Origin of the sequence: Bartonella fuyuanensis (assembly GCF_014197255.1) — a bacterium.
Taxonomy (GTDB): Bacteria; Pseudomonadota; Alphaproteobacteria; order Rhizobiales; family Rhizobiaceae; genus Bartonella; species Bartonella fuyuanensis.
Genome location: NZ_JACIFE010000009.1, coordinates 43,304 through 61,608, shown reverse-complemented (window position 1 = coordinate 61,608; position 18,305 = coordinate 43,304). Strand labels below are relative to the sequence as shown.

The 18,305-nt window shown below is 36.0% G+C and carries 13 protein-coding genes and 2 pseudogenes; 4 read left to right on the top strand and 11 right to left on the bottom strand.

The annotated features are described in order from the left end of the window. Positions 1-465: 465 nt before the first annotated feature. Positions 466-1,680, top strand: a complete 1,215-nt coding sequence (locus GGR08_RS04855; protein ID WP_183194252.1) for an NADP-dependent isocitrate dehydrogenase — start codon at positions 466-468, stop codon at positions 1,678-1,680. Between the two features lie 125 nt (positions 1,681-1,805). Then, positions 1,806-3,233, top strand: coding sequence for an MFS transporter (locus tag GGR08_RS04850; protein WP_183194251.1), 1,428 nt, complete (start codon positions 1,806-1,808; stop codon positions 3,231-3,233). A 45-nt stretch (positions 3,234-3,278) separates the two neighbouring features. Here the strand turns inward: GGR08_RS04850 and GGR08_RS04845 are convergent, their stop codons facing one another. Continuing rightward, positions 3,279-4,445, bottom strand: coding sequence for an MFS transporter (locus GGR08_RS04845; protein ID WP_246350134.1), 1,167 nt, complete (start codon positions 4,443-4,445; stop codon positions 3,279-3,281). A 552-nt stretch (positions 4,446-4,997) separates the two neighbouring features. Here GGR08_RS04845 and GGR08_RS04840 point away from each other — a divergent pair. Next, positions 4,998-5,155 (top strand): annotated as a pseudogene (locus tag GGR08_RS04840) (integrase); the annotation flags it as partial. A 198-nt stretch (positions 5,156-5,353) separates the two neighbouring features. On the opposite strand, the gene GGR08_RS04835 reads toward GGR08_RS04840, so the two are convergent. The 10 genes from GGR08_RS04835 to GGR08_RS04790 all read right to left on the bottom strand — a co-directional run bounded on the left by GGR08_RS04835 (position 5,354) and on the right by GGR08_RS04790 (position 15,810). After that, positions 5,354-6,736 carry a sensor histidine kinase gene (locus GGR08_RS04835; RefSeq protein ID WP_183194250.1) on the bottom strand — a complete coding sequence of 461 codons (1,383 nt, stop codon included), beginning with the start codon at positions 6,734-6,736 and terminating at the stop codon, positions 5,354-5,356. Continuing rightward, positions 6,733-7,419 (bottom strand): response regulator transcription factor, encoded by a 687-nt coding sequence (locus GGR08_RS04830; RefSeq protein WP_183194249.1) that lies wholly within the window; start codon positions 7,417-7,419, stop codon positions 6,733-6,735. The genes GGR08_RS04835 and GGR08_RS04830 overlap by 4 nt, the downstream gene beginning before the upstream one ends. A 72-nt stretch (positions 7,420-7,491) precedes the next feature. Further along, positions 7,492-9,003 carry a Do family serine endopeptidase gene (locus GGR08_RS04825; protein ID WP_183194248.1) on the bottom strand — a complete coding sequence of 504 codons (1,512 nt, stop codon included), beginning with the start codon at positions 9,001-9,003 and terminating at the stop codon, positions 7,492-7,494. A gap of 192 nt (positions 9,004-9,195) precedes the next feature. Then, positions 9,196-9,627 carry a cytochrome c-type biogenesis protein gene (locus tag GGR08_RS04820; protein ID WP_183194247.1) on the bottom strand — a complete coding sequence of 144 codons (432 nt, stop codon included), beginning with the start codon at positions 9,625-9,627 and terminating at the stop codon, positions 9,196-9,198. A 1-nt stretch (position 9,628) separates the two neighbouring features. Further along, the gene (locus tag GGR08_RS04815) at positions 9,629-11,608 is read right to left on the bottom strand and encodes a heme lyase NrfEFG subunit NrfE (RefSeq protein ID WP_183194246.1); all 1,980 of its coding nucleotides are present in this window, start codon (positions 11,606-11,608) and stop codon (positions 9,629-9,631) included. Between the two features lie 7 nt (positions 11,609-11,615). Next, on the bottom strand, positions 11,616-12,095 hold the full coding sequence (gene ccmE / locus GGR08_RS04810) for a cytochrome c maturation protein CcmE (RefSeq protein ID WP_183194245.1): 480 nt from the start codon (positions 12,093-12,095) through the stop codon (positions 11,616-11,618). A gap of 326 nt (positions 12,096-12,421) precedes the next feature. Continuing rightward, a complete protein-coding gene (locus tag GGR08_RS04805) occupies positions 12,422-13,021 on the bottom strand; it encodes a tetratricopeptide repeat protein (protein WP_183194244.1) in 600 nt (199 codons plus the stop codon). 447 nt (positions 13,022-13,468) lie between these two features. After that, the gene (locus GGR08_RS04800; protein ID WP_183194243.1) at positions 13,469-14,887 is read right to left on the bottom strand and encodes an ATP-binding protein; all 1,419 of its coding nucleotides are present in this window, start codon (positions 14,885-14,887) and stop codon (positions 13,469-13,471) included. Further along, positions 14,887-15,552, bottom strand: coding sequence for a response regulator transcription factor (locus GGR08_RS04795; RefSeq protein WP_183194242.1), 666 nt, complete (start codon positions 15,550-15,552; stop codon positions 14,887-14,889). Before GGR08_RS04795 ends, GGR08_RS04800 begins: the two co-directional genes overlap by 1 nt. 21 nt (positions 15,553-15,573) lie before the next feature. After that, positions 15,574-15,810, bottom strand: a complete 237-nt coding sequence (locus GGR08_RS04790) for a hypothetical protein (protein ID WP_183194241.1) — start codon at positions 15,808-15,810, stop codon at positions 15,574-15,576. A 342-nt stretch (positions 15,811-16,152) separates the two neighbouring features. On the opposite strand from GGR08_RS04790, the pseudogene GGR08_RS04785 reads away from it, so the two are divergent. Further along, positions 16,153-18,302, top strand: a pseudogene (locus GGR08_RS04785) (transglycosylase domain-containing protein). Positions 18,303-18,305: the final 3 nt, after the last annotated feature.

The following is an 18,305-nucleotide window of genomic DNA, read 5'->3' as shown; positions in this document are numbered from 1 at the left end:
AATCTTATATAAAAAATGGTCAAATGAATCATACATAAAAGGATGGATTCTTAAGTGGATTCATATAAAATAATTCCATACAAGCTATTGACTTTATCGTGTTTTTACGCAATATTTGATCTGTCTGTAAATTAAAGAATGATAACAAAGATATACGTTTGTTTTTGTCTGTGCAATTTTGTATTATCTCTAAATTAGGTTGTCTACCTGTTCAGAGACTGTGTGATTAGAGATATGCGATGTCCTTGCTCCTATCTACGTACAAAAACAGGAACAGCAGAGAAAACACTGAATTGTCTTGATCTTTGTCTCAAATAAAAACTCTCCAACAAAATTTTACACTTTGATTGATAATATATTCTAATAGTCGATATTTGAATGCTCTTTTCTCCTTGTTTTTACTTTCCATTATAAACTTGAAAGTGCTATAAAGAGCAATATTGCTTAAAAGGAAAAGGACTTCTAATGGTAAAGATCAAAGTAGAAAAACCCGTTGTTGAACTCGATGGAGATGAAATGACCCGTATCATCTGGAAATATATCAAAGACAAATTAATCCATCCCTATCTCGACATTGATCTCAAATATTATGATCTTTCCGTTAAAAACCGAGATGCAACCAATGATCAGATAACAATTGATTCTGCCAATGCTATCAAAAAATATGGGGTTGGTATAAAATGTGCAACCATCACACCTGATGAGGCACGCGTTAAAGAATTTAACCTAAAAGAAATGTGGAAATCACCCAATGGTACAATACGCAATATTTTAGGAGGCGTTATTTTTCGCGAACCTATTATCTGTAAAAATGTCCCTCGCCTTGTTCCTAACTGGACAAAGCCAATTATTATTGGACGTCACGCTTTCGGCGACCAATATAAGGCAACAGATTTTAAATTTCCAAGCAAAGGAAAATTAAGTATTAAATTTGTAGGTAATGATAATCAAGTTATTGAACATGATGTTTTTGATGCTCCAAGTGCCGGCGTTGCTATGGCTATGTATAACCTTGATGAATCAATTCGTGATTTTGCCCGCGCATCTTTTAATTATGGCCTACAGCGAAATATTCCAGTTTATCTTTCAACAAAAAATACCATTCTAAAAGCTTACGATGGTCATTTTAAAGATATTTTTCAAGAAATATACAACACGGAATTTAAAACTGAATTTGAAAACCATAAATTATATTACGAACACCGTCTCATCGATGATATGGTTGCTTCTGCTTTAAAGTGGTCAGGTGGATATGTGTGGGCATGTAAAAACTATGATGGCGATGTTCAATCTGATATTGTTGCTCAAGGCTTTGGTTCTCTTGGTCTTATGACTTCTGTTCTCATGACACCTAACGGTCAAATTGTTGAAGCAGAGGCAGCTCATGGTACAGTAACACGCCATTACCGTCAACATCAACAAGGTAAAGAAACATCAACAAATTCCATTGCCTCTATTTTTGCATGGACACGTGGATTAGCGCATCGTGCCAAACTAGATAACAATGAGAAGTTAAAAAATTTTACCACAACATTGGAAAAAGTTTGTATTAAAACCGTCGAAGAAGGTTTTGTGACAAAAGATCTTGCACTTTTAATTGGACCTAAACAAAAATGGCTTTCTACAACAGGTTTCCTGGATAAAATCGATGAAAATCTTAAAAAAGAAATGGGGAACTAATGTATGTATTATTTAATTAAAGTTCAAAGCTCTAAACAAAACTTTGAATTTCTCTTGGCAGATTTAAAGAACTACCTTATAAGATAAGTAAAAGGAAGATAAATTTTTATTAAGTAGCAAAAATAGTGAAAAAACAAAGCTGGTCTGCGCTTTTATTAGGTAAAAATAGTCTTTGCTTTTTAACGTTTACAGGAGGTGTTGTATTACACGCTACTAACGTTTATATTGTTATTACTATTTTGCCCTCTCTTATGAAATATATTGGCAGTGAAATATATTATTCTTGGGTAGCGACTGTCTTTATTATAGCTTCACTCCTTGGTACTTCACTTGCCACAAAACTATTAGAGAAATTAGGTCCTCGCAACGCTTATGTTATCTCTGGGCTTTTCTTTGCTCTAGGCACCTTCACATGCAGCATTTCTTCATCCATGCCATTATTTTTAATAGGACGCTTTATTCAAGGATTTGGAAGTGGTTCTTTGTTATCCCTATCCTATTCTATGGTACGTATTGTCCTCAGCCCACCTTTATGGTCACATGCATTAAGTGTTATCTCTGGAATGTGGGGAATATCAACTTTGTTAGGACCAGCAATTGGAGGAATTTCTGTATATTATGGTATCTGGAGAGCATCTTTTTGGATCATTGGAGTCTTAGCTATATTCTTCTCACTCATAGCCTTTAAATTTTTACCAAAGAAGAACAAAAACTATGTTCCAACATCTCCTCATCCCCTTCTCCAGCTTCTCACACTCACTTTATTGATTTTTATCATTTCTGTTGGAGGGGCTATGGACACAACAATGGCAAAAATTTGTGGATTAATTATAGGACTTAGCCTTCTGTTTGTTCTAGTAAAAATTGAATCATCCACCCTTTATCCTATGTTGCCACGCAAATCCTTTTCTTTCTCTTCTGAAATTTTTCCTGTTTACGCATTAATACTTGTTATGACGACAGTCGTATACAGTATAGAGCTTTATTTTCCACTTTTTCTTCAAGAGCTTCATGGACAAACTCCACTTATTGCTGGTTATATAGCAGCCCTTATGAGCCTAGGTTGGACATGTGGAGCCCTCTTAAGTGCTGGTGTATCAGCAAAAAAAATCCGCAATATCATTGTATGTTCCCCTTTATTAAAATTATTAGGCACAGCTGTTCTTTTATGGCTCATTCCAACAGAAATTTCCACACTCAAATATATTTTTATTATCTGCTTAGCACTATTTTCTATTGGAATCAGCGCAGGTATAGCATGGCCACATTTGCTCACACGGATCTTACGATGTGCAAACGATGAAGACGCTCTACGTGCCAGTGAATCCCTTACCTCTGTACAACTGTTTTCGGCTGCATTAAGTACAACTATAGCAGGAGTCATCACCAATCTTGCCGGCCTCTTTAATCCTGGAGGAATAATAGGAATGATCTTAGCGGCCAAAACCCTCCTTATAGTGCTTATTGGTCTTTTATTTTGTCTTGCTATTCCATTAGCACTGCGTATTTCTTACTGTATATTTAAAAATCCAATAGGACGGACATTCCAATAACTAAATAAACATAAAAATACCTTCTTCACTCAAAAAAGAAAAATATTAAGCATGCTTCTCCATATACCATGAGACACAAAAAATCATTAACCCACACAAAGTTAAAACACCCCCTAAAATAGCTGTATATTCATAACTATAGCCCAATTTTAAGATTAACGCTCCAAATGCTGCTCCCAAAGCGTTGGCAATATTAAAAGCAGACTGCATTAATGCTCCTGCCAAAATCTGCCCCTGTAGCGCAACATCCATAATTTTTGTTTGAATAGAAGGCATAGCAGCAAAAGAAGTACCAACAAAAAAGCACCCTATTGCTGCTGTTAATGGAGCATAGGATAAAAAGAAAAAAAGAAAAAAAACAAATAGGCTCCAAAGCATAGAAAAAAATATCATCGGCGAAATACCAATTTTACCAGCCAATTTAGGCCCTAAGAGATTTCCCATCACCATCCCCAATCCAACTAACGGCATGATAAATGGTACCCACTCAAGTGAAACGCCAGAAATATGCATTAATGTTGACTTAATATAAGTGAAAACAGAAAATAATCCTGACGCTCCCACAGAAACCATTAGCAAAAGAATCCACACCTGCTTTTGCTTTAATGCGCTCATTTCGCGTAAAGGACTCGTTTTTGGAATACTCGAATCATAAGGAAAAAAATTCCAAATAAGCAAACAACACAATAAAGCAATCACTCCTACAAGGATAAAAGCAATCTGCCAACCAATAAGTTGCCCTATCCAAGTAGCACCTGGTGCTCCCACAACAGTTGCAATTGTTAAGCCAAGCATAACATACCCAACCGCCTTAGAACGTTCATTCATTTCCACCATTGAAGAGGCAACCATAGCCGCAAGTCCCAAATAGATCCCATGGGGAAAACCACTGAGAAAACGCAATACTACTAATATGCTAAAATCTGAAAAAAAGGCACTGGCAATATTTGCTAAAGCATAAAAAAACATCAATCCTATCAAAACAGTTTTGCGTGATGCCTGAGCTGTCGCAACAGCTAAAAGAGGTGCTCCAATCACAACACCTAATGCATAAGCAGAAATATATTGACCGGCAGTAGGAATATCAACATACGAATTTCGTGCCATCTCTGGTAGTAGCCCTATTGCAACAAACTCTGCAGTACCAATAGCAAAACTCCCTGCAACCAGAGCTAAAATTACTAAACGCTGTATTTTCAAATCACTAACCAATGCAAGAACCTTTTGTTGCTAAGAATCCTTCATACCATCATTTCTAAATAGGAATTTTAACTATAGATATTTGTAATACACAGAAACAAAAATTCAAAACACCGTTACATACAGAACTAATAATCCTCAATAAAGTTTCAGAAATATTTTGATATATAAAGCATTTTATGAAATTTTAAGCAAGATTCTTTAATGAAATATCTTTGAAAGCCTAAAGGCTATAGATGTATTCAAATATTCTAGCAGCTCTGTCAGATAGTAAACTTTATCTCCTCTTTTTAACTGTTCCAACTTTACAGTGAACGCCTTATTTTGAGACGATAGATAGCACACTCTAAAAATAATTTTAAAATTTAACGAATAACATATTATAACCTGCATAACATATTGATTTATAATGATAGTATAACATTACTCATATTGAATTAGAATCCCGAATAACATAAGATTCTCTCATTTCAAATCTATTTATCTTGAATCAATCAAAACCTCTCATTTGCACATCACAAGCAGAGCTAGCGTGTAGGTAAGAACTATAGAAAAAAGACTAAAATAGCTCTTATGAACCGTCTTAATACAAGATCTGTCGCAACTTGGGCGCTAGAAAATATAATGATGGTGCTAGCTTATTACTTCATAAGCGTAAAGATGGAGGTGCTCAATGGCTTTATCGCTATATCATTCACGGGCGCCGTCGTGAAATGGGATTAGCCCTTTAAGATCTAATGATATCATGCTGATTATAGATTTGGACCTCTTTTATTGAGAGGACATCAAGAAAGAAGTTGTGTTTTAAAAAAGCTTGTTTCGTCTGCTCTTCCTTGAAAAACATTTTGCTTTCCTTTTTATTCCATTATACTTTTAAAATAATCGTTACATATGAAAAGAGGAAAATGAAGAAAATATCTTTAGGGAAATAATAAAACAGCTCTAAGCCCTGGATTCGCATTTTCAAGTAACAATTCCCCCCCGTGAAGCTTCATAACTGCTTTTGCTATACTTAAACCAATCCCAAAACCAGATTGTGTACGACTTTCTTCAAGGCGAACAAATCGTTCTGTTACTTTTTCAAGTTTATCCTCTGCTATTCCTGGGCCATTATCTCTCACAACAACTAATAAATGTTCATCACGATATTCCATTGATAAACAAACCTTCGCTTTCCTGCCACTTTTAGAGGCATATTTAATTGCGTTATCTATAAGATTAAAAATTGATTGTGCAACAAGCTCACGATTCAACTTAAGCTCTTTATTAAATATATCTCCCAACTGAAGTAAAACACCTGACTCTTCAGCAAAAGGTTCATAAAGCTCAACAGCATCTTCAAGGATCAATTTCATATTCATCATCTCAAGATGCTCAATTGCACTGCTGGCTTCAATGCGTGAAATCATTAAAATTGCATTAAATGTACGAATAAGCTGATCTGATTCAGCTATAACACTATCAAGTACCTGACGATATTCAAGCTTTGTCTTATTTCCCGAAAGTGCTTCTTCAGCACGATTTCTAAGACGCGTTAACGGTGTTTTTAGATCATGAGCAATATTATCTGAGACCTGACGCAAACCAATATTTAACTCTTCAATGCGGTCTAACATAACATTAAGATTAGTTGACAATCGATCAAACTCATCCCCCACCCCAGAAACTGGTAAACGCCCACTGAAATCACCAGCCATTAAACGCTGTGACGCAGCTGTCACTTGATCAATCCTTTGCAAAGCTCTTCTGCCAATAAAAAACCATATGAGTAAAGCTCCTCCAACCATTGCAGCAAGTGCAATGATCAGAGCTTTACGAATAACCGTAGCAAAACGTTCCGGCTCATCCAAATCGCGTCCTATAAGAATCTTCATAGCATTAGGCAAATCAACAATAACTGCCAAAGCACGATGTTCACTTGTTTTGCCGTGTTCTCCAAAACGGGAATATAAAAAAGAGGTAGAAATAAAACCACTTTGATTCAAAAGACCTAATTCAATACGTGCTACATTTCCTGCCAAAATACGCCCCATAGGATCTGTGACAAGATAAAGAAATGCTCCTGGTTGTCTTGAACGATAATTAATAGTGCGCATTAATAAAGGCAGTCCGCCATAATGATAAGCATTTTCAATATACTTTAATTCTTCGTGTAAAGCCTGTTCAGTTTGCTCTGTTAACAACGAGACAGAAAATGCCATCATATAAATCGAAAGTCCTATTGCCACCAATCCAAACAATAAAATGTAAAGTGCCGAAAGCCTTAAGGCTGTAGTGCGCATTATATTAACCAAACGATTCATACTTCGTTATCTGGTGCTTTCAGCATATATCCAGCTCCACGCACAGTATGAAGAAGTGGAACATCAAAATCTTTTTCAATTTTGGCTCTCAAACGGGATATATGAACATCGATGACATTTGTTTGTGGATCAAAATGGTAATCCCAAACATTTTCCAAAAGCATAGTGCGTGTAACAACTTGTCCCGCATATCGCATTAAATATTCAAGTAAACGAAACTCTCGTGGTTGCAATAGGATATTTCTATCACCCCGTTTTACCGTGTGTGCCAACCGATCAAGTTCAAGATTACTTACGCAATAGACAGTTTCTGCCTCTTTAGGATTCTTGCGCCGTTGTAATACTTCAACACGCGCAAGAAGTTCAGAAAACGCATAAGGCTTTGTCAAATAATCATCCGCCCCTGTACGTAACCCTGTTACACGATCATCAACTTGACCTAAAGCTGACAAGATAAGAACCGGTGTTTCATTGCCTTGAGCACGCAATTCAGCAATAATAGAAAGACCATCGCGATGCAAAAGCATTCGATCAATAACTATAACGTCATAATTTTCCGTGGTCGCTAAATCATATCCCATATCCCCATCATAAGCAACATCAACAGAATGCCCTACTTCCAAAAAAGCTTTTTCGAGATAACGCCCCGTCTCATGATCATCTTCAATAACGAGTATCTTCATAAAACGTATCTCCATTATTCTATTGTGTTGTAGGAAAAATATTTAATTAACCTTTACCCCAAAACTAAAGTTTTATTTTTTGAAAATTGGAAGAGCAACAAAACGATTTTGATCATTCGTTCGCACTTGTAAAAGTATAGCTTTTCGTCCTAACTGCTGAGCATTTTCGATTGTATTTATAATATCAGAAACTTTTTTAACCGGTTTATTATTCACTGTCACAATGAGATCTCCAGGGCGTATCCCTTTATCTGCAGCATCTGAATCGGGATCCACATCCGTTACGACTACCCCTACACCATCATCAGAAGGAGTAACAATCAAACCGTAATCTTCTAATGTTTCATCTAAATCACTACGTTCCTTTGAATATTTTGAACTCTCTTCTTTATTTTCATCTTCAGACATTGAAGCAAGTTTGACTTTGATATTCTCCTCTTTACCTGCTCTCCAAATACCTATGGTGATTGTTTCTCCTGGTTTAATATTTGCAATACGTTTCGCCAGCTCACGCGCATCTGCAACCTTTCCATTATTCACCGAAATAATTACATCACCAGCCTTAATACCAGCCTTTTCTGCTGGCCCCTTTAATGGATCAGTAACCAAAGCACCTTTTGCTTCTTTCAAACCTATTGAATCAGAAATCTCTTTTGTTACTGGCTGAATCTGAACTCCTAGCCAACCACGCTGAACTGAGCCTGTTTCGATAAGTTGTTGTACAACCTGTTTTACAGTGGTTGCCGGAATAGCAAAAGCAATCCCAACATTTCCTCCAGAAGGAGAAAAAATTGCTGTATTAACGCCAACAACTTTTCCATTAAGATCAAATGTTGGCCCACCAGAGTTTCCTCTATTAACAGCGGCATCAATCTGAATAAAATCATCATAAACACCTGTGCCAATATCACGTCCGCGTGCCGAAACAATACCTGCTGTTACAGTTCCACCGAGGTCAAATGGATTTCCAATAGCAACAACCCAATCTCCAACACGAAGCTTTGAATCATCACCAAAATCAACATAGGAAAATTTCCTTTTATCATTCACTTTTAGTACAGCAAGATCAGTTTTGGGATCCTTCCCAATGAGCGTTGCATTTAATTTTGTACCATCATCAAGAACAACAGAATAACTTGTTCCCTCAGAAATCACATGATTATTGGTCACAATGTAGCCATCAGACGAAATAAAAAAACCCGATCCAAAAGCGACAGGACGAAGTCTCTGCGAATGAGGAGGAAATTTATTTTTAGGCTTATCAAAATCATAAAATTCTTTAAAAAGCCTTTTTAAAGGATGTTGATCTGGTAATTGATCAAGATCCGGACCACTAAAAAAGTTGTTAAAGAACCAATCTTTTTTCTTTTTATTACTCTTCACTTGCACTGCAACAACAGCTGGCTTCACTTGAGCAACAATATCTGCAAATCCTTGTTGTGGCATTAATGAAGAAAATACAGAATTTGCATGAACCTCTGTCGTCCACAAGCTTGATGCACATCCACTAAAAAACAGGGCACTCTCTAATACTGTGGAAAAACTTACTGCGACAAATGTTTTAAGAAAAGTTTTTTTTAACATTTACTCTATGCTCCTATTTAATCATGCTTTTATTTTAATTCTGATTCCTTATAAAGGACCGTACCTTACCGTTTTCTGTCTAAATTGTTAAAGTTTTGTAAGGTCGCAGTATTACCTAATATGATTACGATAAGGTTGAACGCCCATGCAGATAATCTGAATTTTATTTTTTTAATGCAATGGTATTTTTGACTATTTTTTTTCATCCACATCAATCATTATCTTTTCACGATTATACCACCTTAATTGGGAAAACATAATACTTGCTCCAATAATGACAATTATCAAAGGTGAAAACCATAAAAACCAAGTTGTTTTACTCAATGATGGTTTCAAGAGAATAAATTCACCATATCGTTCAACAAGAAAATCAATGACTTGCTGATCGCTATAACCCATTTTTAATCTTTTACGAACCAAAAGTCGTAAATCACGCGCCAAAGGAGCATCTGAATCATCAATTGATTGATTCTGGCAAACAGGACAACGTAAATGCGATGAAATATCTCGTGCTCGCGACTCAAGAACCTTATCCTTTAAAATCTCATCTGGCTCTACTGCTCTAGCTAATCGAAAAGGACACATTGCAATTAAAAAAAATAAAATCCAAAGATTTTTTTTCATCTCAATGTTTTCTCCAAAAATTTAAAGCAAGCAGCATCCTGTTGTACACGTCGATATGAAACCAAGAGCCCAGAAGAGAAAGACATCCGCCTATAGCCATTATGAATGCTCCTAACCAAATACATCTTACATAAGGTTTCCACCATATATGCACAACAAGCCCCCGATCATCGAGACGTCCTGGCACAATATATAGCTGCGATAAGCCATGATTTCGAAGACCAACTTCTGTTGTTGATGTATTTTGGTTTGAATAAAATCGCTTTGAGGCTATTACATAACCAATAACGTTCTGATTTTCAGATACTTTAAAATAAAACTCCATTGCCGAATAATTCGAACCAATGCCATCACGCACTGCATCAAAATGAAGAGTTTTATCTGCTATAGTTACTCTATCTCCTATGTTCATGGTTAAAATGCGTTCTTGCCCAAAACTTGCCACACAGACAATACCAAATAATGTAACACCTAATCCCATATGTGCCATTGCCGCACCAAAAACCGACCATGGCAATCCAAGAAATCTCTTAACGCGGACTGAAAAAGCTCTCTTGCCATATCCACTCTTTCCCCACAGATCCGCTAAACTTCCTAAAAAAATAAACGCCGAAAGCCCAATACCTAAAACAGCAAAAATATCATGCAAAGATGCTGCATAAAATATTATAAAACAGACGATACCAACCAATATAAAAATAAACCACAACCGCTCAAAAACTGCAAGAAAATCACCGCGTTTCCACGCCATCATTGACCCAAACGGAATGAGCAATAACAGCAAAAGCATTAGCGGACCACAGGTAAGATTAAAAAAAGCAGCTCCTACAGAAATTTTTTTTCCTGTTAACATCTCAATAAAATAAGGATAGAGCGTACCAATCAAGACTGTTGCTGTTATTGTTGTAAGTAACAAGTTATTTAAAATAATAAATCCTTCACGCGAAATTGGTTGAAAAAATCTTTTTGTTTTTAAAATAGGGATGCGCAAAGCAAAAAGAAGAAAAGCCGCTCCTGTAAAGAAAAATAAAAGTACAAAAATTGCTTGTCCCCGTGCTGGATCAAGAGCAAAACTATGAACAGAAACTAAAAGTCCTGAACGAACAAGAAAAATTCCCATCAGAGAAAGGAAAAAAGTAAGCAGCGCCAAAAATAAAGTCCAACTTTTCAATATCCCGCGTTTTTCGAGAACAAGAATAGAGTGTAAAAGAGCTGTTCCTGAAAGCCACGGCATAAACGAAACATTTTCAACAGGATCCCAAAACCAATATCCCCCCCACCCTATCTCATAATAGGCCCAATAAGAGCCAACCATAATTCCCAATGTCAAGAAACACCAAGAAAGTAAAATCCAAGGACGAAGCCAACGCGCCCAAATTCTATCAACGTGCCCCATAATCAACGCAGAAACTGCGAAAGAAAAACAAAGTGAAAAACCAACATAACCTAAATAGAGCAGCGGTGGATGAATTGCCAACGCAACATCTTGTAAAAAAGGATTGAGACCATTTCCTTGCAATGCTGGTGGATTCACACGTAAAAATGGGTTGGATACAAAAAGAATAAATAAAAGAAAAGCACTTATAAGCCAACTTTGGCAAATTAAAACGAGCGTCTTAAAATCTTCTGGCAAATGTTGGCTAAATAATGTTATCAATGCACTAAAAAAAGAAAGACTTAAAACCCATAATAACATAGAACCTTCATGGTTCCCCCAAACACCAGTGATTTTATAGAGCATCGGTTCTTCTGAATGAGAATTCTCAACAACATTCACAACAGAAAAATCAGATAAGACATGAGCATAAATTAGCACTAAAAAAGATAAGAGCAATAATGTAAAAGTGATATATGTTAGAGGAACAGCTGTTTGCATTAACAAACGTTCTCCCCACCAAAAACCTAAAGCAGGTAAAAAAGCCTCTAATAAGCTTATTGCAAATGCAGCAGCTAAAAAAATATGACCCAGTTCGACAAACACAATCGAATTATTTCTCCACGCGGTAATGTTTTTTCAAACGATCAACTGTTTCTTTAGGCATATAAGTTTCATCATGTTTTGCTAAAATACGCCTACCTATAAAAAAACCTTGTTTATCGAAATGTCCTTCTACAATCACCTCCTGGCCTTCACGAAAGAGATCTGGTAATATACCATTGAAAACCACTTTTTTACGCTTTGCACTATCTCTTATAAAAAAAATAACTCCTATTTCTCCAACATATTTAACGGTTCCTTTTTCAACAAAGCCACCTAAACGCAAAGGGCGCCCTGTTAAAATATCTTCGCTTGTAATTTCAGAGGGCATTCTAAAAAAACCGACTGTATTACGCATTGCGTACACTATGAGACTTGCCGCAATTGCCATAACCAAACAACACAATAAGATGACCAGCAAGCGCTTTTTTTTTTGCTGCCTTAAAATAATCTGCAACGAAGTAGAATTCTTTAAAGATTGCTTGTTCATAGACACTCTACAAAAAAATTTTAAACACCTTATATAAGCATCCATTTCTATATTTTATTTTTTAAAAACTTTGCACACCTTTTATATAGGTGTAATTTTTTATCCAATACTTCACCTTTACCAAGAAACTTAATCAATATCTTTCTTACTTTTTTAGCTTTTCCACCAATTTTTTATTTAACATATCACCACTTAATGGTCCTCTCTTTACATTCTTCATTTCTGTTCTTCAATCTCCTTCACATCTACCTTTCATTTCTAAAATGATCACCCCTCTTGTCGCTCTAAACAGCTGTTCTCTTTTATTTAATCATTTCAATTAGCGACTATTCCTTCGTCTTTGGATGTTCATTCATTAAATCACGTAACTGAATTATCATTTTTTCAACACGTAATCGTCCTGTAAAATTTTCAGGCATTGTGTCAAGAAAGCTTTGTAAAAATTGGACAGCCTGTGCAATTTTTCCTTCTTGATAAAATGCCTCTGCTAACAATAAACGCGGATAAAAATCTGTTTGCCCTAAATCCGCTGCTTTTTGAAAAGCATCTTGGGCTTCCTGCGTTATAATTCCCCCTTCATAACCAACCAATGCTAAACCATACCCTACAAGCCTCGGCGCTGTTTCTCCATTCAAACGAAGTGCATCTAAATAAGTATTTACAGCCTTTTGAAAATAGCCTTCTTCAAGATACCCTAACGCTAATGCATCTGCTAGTTTACCATCATGAGGTGAACGGGAAAAAAGCACTTGTAGAAGAACAAGCTTTTCTTTCTTACTGAGAGTTTTAGGATCCTTATCCATTAATTCGCTAAAAAAATAACTTTTTACTTTTGGATTACCTGTCAATCCATAAATACCCCATGTCATAAGAAGAACAAACAAAATACTTAAAACTTTAAAAATATTTATTTTTTTATAATGCATCTAAAGCTTATTAAAGTTAACTGTATGCATATAATTTCTATAATCATCTATAATTTGAATTTTCCATTCCGACTTTATCGCATCATCAAAACACAGGGAAAGAAAAAGAATACTTTCCAGAAAAGTGAGAAAAATGCTGAAAAATATAGGAAGATCATATTATTTTTTCCAATACGAACACAGAGAATGGTTTAGTTACTTTTGCCCCTCTTCATGAGAAGAGTGATGTGAAATAATAAAAAATCACTTTTTATGAAATACATTATAAAATCTATTATTCATTTTTATCCTCTATATCAATTAGGTAAATAAAATAAAAACAAGACTTTTTTTATATTTTAATTATAAATATTGATACGCTAAAATGATTCTCCACTCTTCTTATATTGTCTAAAAAATATCGCTTTAAAAATTTGTAGACATTTCCCGAATCAAAGAGAACGCATGTTATTCTCTCACTTTAGGTAATAAAACTTTTGCATACAATCCTCCTAAATCAGAACGCGATAAAAAGAGCTTGCCACCATATTCATTGATCATGTCTGAAACTATTGCTAACCCTAAACCTGTCCCCGATTTACTTTTACTAAACCGCCGTCCTCTTTTTAATGCTTCATCAATTTTATCTTCTGTTAAACCAGGACCATCATCTTCTACAAAAATACTAAAATATTCTGTTTCTTCAATGTTTTCTTCTAAACAACAAGAGATCAAAACCTTTGCACGCGACCACTGAGTCGCATTTTCAATCAAATTCCCTATAATTTCTTCTAAATCTTCCTTCTCTCCAGAAAAAACAATATCATCAACATCCATAATAAATTGAATTTGTTTTTCAGGATTAAGTTTTTTCATAACCCGCACCAAACGATCAACGACACTACGAACAGACGTATGATAGACAATACTATCACATTGTGCTGCAATCCGCGCACGTTGAAGATAATGATTGATTTGAGCTTGCATTATTTGCGTTTGCTCTCTCAACAAAAAAGCCTGTTCACCGCACATTTTATCGGTCTCATTCATAATCACTGACAGAGGCGTCTTCAATGAATGCGCGAGATTACCAACCTGCGTGCGAAATCGCTCAATAATCCGCTGATTATTATTAATGAGAGCATTCATCTCTTGCGCAAGCGGCATAACTTCGCTTACTAAATCCGTATTTACGTAGTGAACTTTTCCCTCACGAATATCATTCAATGCGCGTCGAATAAGCTTCAACGGTTGAAAACTAAAGAAAATAATAGCAATGTTAACAAGAACACTACCGATACCAAAACTCCAAAGAAAAATTTGTAGAGTTCGCTTAAATTCTTTTACTTGAGCATGAGCTTCATCGATATTCCCAACAAGCCGAAAACGTGCAATATGATTTTTATTATCAAGAACGACATCACTCTCAATCACTTGTAGCTTTTGACCATTGTTCCCCTTTATCCGATAAGAGCGAAAAAAATTATTGTCAAAAGGTATATCAACATCACTCGGCGTAAATATCTCTCCTCTTTCCAATGAGGGAGATGTCAACCTTCCTTTTAAATTATGTGATATTGCAACAACTTCCCAATACCATCCCGTCGTTGAATCAGAATAACGAATATCATCAATCCCAGCCTCTCCTTTCAAAGTGCCTTCCGGTGACACCGTAACTGTAGCAATAAGACTGTAAAGCTGAGCAGAAAGGATACGCTCTAAACTTTGTTCAGTTGAACGTTTATAAAATAAAATACTCACTGCAGAAATCGATAAAAGAGAAATAACAACCCATAATGTTGATAAGATCATAACACGTAAACTAAGAGATCTAGTAATTACAAAAAAAAATCTTCTAAACCAATTACTCTCTTTGAAAACATTCATTAATCACCGAGCATTCTCACGCGATATCCCATTCCTCGAATAGTCTCAATCAAATCCACTCCTAGCTTTTTCCGTAACCGACCTATAAAGACTTCTACCGTATTCGAATCCTTATCAAAGTTCTGATCATAAAGATGTTCAGTAAGCTCTGTTCTTGAAATGACTCTGTCACAATGATGCATGAGATATGAAAGAAGTCTGAATTCATAAGATGTTAGTTTAATCAATTGACCATCCACAAAAACACGAGACATCTTCGTATCCAGCAAAACATTTCCGCAACATAATGCATTTGTTGCATGTCCCGTAGCGCGACGAATCAACGCCCGCAAGCGCGCTATCACTTCCTCTAAATGAAATGGCTTCACAACATAATCGTCAGCCCCTGCATCAATACCAAGCACCTTATCAGACCAACGATCTCGCGCCGTTAGCATTAAAACAGGCATAGAGTACCCTTCCTGACGCCATTTTTCAACAACACGAATACCATCAATATGCGGTAAACCTATATCAAGTATCACTGCGTCATAAGATTCCGTACTGCCTAAAAAATAAGCCTCTTCACCATCGAAAGCACTATCGGAAACATACCCTGCACACCTGACAGCTTCTGTTAATTGATGGTGAAGGTTTCGATCATCTTCAACGATTAAGATACGCATCACAATACCATCTGCCAACAACTAATCGGCAGGAAGGGAAAACTTCACACGACGTAACTTTTCACCATTACGAGCTGGTACAACAACCACAATTGCACACATATCCTTTCCATCCTGAACAACCAGTTTTGAACGTACTAATACTCCTTTTTCTTGCGTTGCAACCTGCTTACCCACCTCAGCACAACCAGCAGCTAAAACAGAATCTGTTCCTAAAAAAGCTACTAACATTACAAATAAGGAAACTTTTTTCATCATAGATACTTTAATAACCTCTCTTATTCCTTCTAAAGGATAAAAGAAATAATGGTTTTTTTGAGTTGATTTAAAAATCACAAATGGAAAACAATTTATCCTCTATCTTACAGAAAAAGATATTACTCCAAATTTTTAAAAATTCAAAATAAAATATTTCTAATAATTTAAGAAGAAAATTTATTTAATAAAATAATAAAATCTTAATACACAAGCTTACAAGAAATGAATAATTCTAAAACAAACTTTTTCTCCGGTGGCACTATAGCAAAAAAATACTTCTACTCTATATAATTATTATAGATTTGTTTGATTGTATTTCTTTGCCATAGATTTTCTTTTTAAATGTTTAATTTTTTTAAAAAAAAGAAAGGACAAGACCTTAAGCTATTTCACAGCCCAACTCTCATTGAATTAGATGCACAATTAGATACAGCGCTTTATCATATTCATTCTGCTAACAGTTTTTTCTGGAAAAAGACGAAGATTATCTCACAAAATTTTCATCTTCAAGGATGGAAACGTTTTATTGTTGAAGTCCTCGATGAAATACTGACATTAGGATTGCTCGGATTTACTTTTTTCACCATTTTAGGCATTTCTGTTTTTGAACTTACTAAAACAGACTGGATTTCTCCTAAAAACTTCTCCATTCTTTTTCTAGATCGCTATGGAAATCCAATTGGATACCGTGGTGCACTGCCAACTATCTCTGTCCCCGTTGAAGAAATGCCTGATTATGTTATTAAAGCAGTTCTCGCAACAGAAGACCGTCGTTTTTTCGAGCACTGGGGCATTGATTTTCAGGGGATTACACGAGCAATTTCACAAAATATGCAAGCTAAAGGTGTGGTACAAGGTGGTTCAACTCTTACACAACAATTGGCTAAAAATTTATTCTTAACAAACGAACGGACTATAACACGTAAAATCAAAGAAGCTTATCTTGCTCTTTGGCTAGAAGCAAATTTTAGCAAAAAACAGATTTTGCAACTTTATCTTGACCGAGCTTATATGGGAGGAAACAATTTTGGAATTACAGCAGCTGCACAATTTTATTTTGGAAAAAATATACGTCATGTATCCTTAAGTGAAGCTGCTATGTTAGCAGGACTCTTTAAAGCTCCAACAAAATATGCTCCTCATAGTCATATCTTTGCCGCTCAAACCCGTGCCAATGTAGTCCTTTCTAATCTTGTTAATAGTGGCTTTATGACGAAGAGTCAGATTATCAATGCGCATCGCCATCCTGCTAGGACACTCCCTCAAATAGACAATAATCAGCCTAATTATTTTCTTGATTGGGTATTCGAGGAAGTCAAAAAAATGCATGATCAACTTCTAAGCCGTAGTTTAATTATTCAAACAACCCTTGATCCGAATATTCAAAAAGCCGCAGAAGAATCAATTGCGTATCATTTACATCAATATGGTCAACAATATCGCGTAACACAAGCTGCTACCGTTATACTCGATAATAACGGTGCCGTATGTGCAATTGTTGGAGGGCTAGATTATAAAAAGAGCCAATTTAACAGAGCAACACAAGGAGGAAGACAACCTGGTTCTTCATTCAAACCTTATGTTTATGCAGCCGCAATGGAACACGGCCTATCTCCCTCAACAATCGTTTTAGACGCTCCTATCAATTGGGGAGGTTGGACACCCAAAAATAATTCTGGTCGTTATCTAGGGAAAATTGATTTAGCAACAGCTTTAGCCTTTTCCATTAATACAATACCTGTTTATCTCACTTACCAATACCTTAACCGTAATACTCAACCCATCATACAACTCATCAAAAATATGGGGATTAACGCACATATTTTATCACACAAAACAATGGTTCTTGGTACTTCCAACATGACTCCTATGGATCAAGCAACAGGCTTTAATGTCTTTGCGAATGGAGGAATAGCTGGTAATCGTCATGGATTCACGCAAATTAGAACAATCGATGGCCGTGTCGTGTGGGATTTTGAGCATAATGGAAAAAAACTACACCGAGTTCTTAGTAGGCAATCAGCAGCTTACATGAACCAAATGATGGTGGGTGTCACAACACGAGGATCCGGCAAGCGTGCTGCTCTACCCATGACTCTTGTCGCTGGGAAAACTGGAACATCACAATCCTATCGTGATGCTTGGTTTGTTGGCTTTACGGGAAATTATACTGGAGCAGTATGGATGGGAAATGATAACTTCTCAGCGATGAATCGTGCTTTCGGGGGTGGAGTTCCTGCCATGATATGGCACCGTATCATGCTCGCCGCACATCAAAATATCATGCTCAAACAACTCTATGGTGTTAAAGATTCCCTCCTTCCCTATCAGCCTTCAATACCTTCCTCCCATGCAGATTCTGAATTCTCCCCCGCAACACCTTCTACACTTTCTCCTGAAACATTAAATATCGTGCAATTGATTAACAAAGATTTGAAAAAACAGCTGCAAGTTCTTTCAAAGTGAAAACAACTGGAGATTCAATATTTTGAATT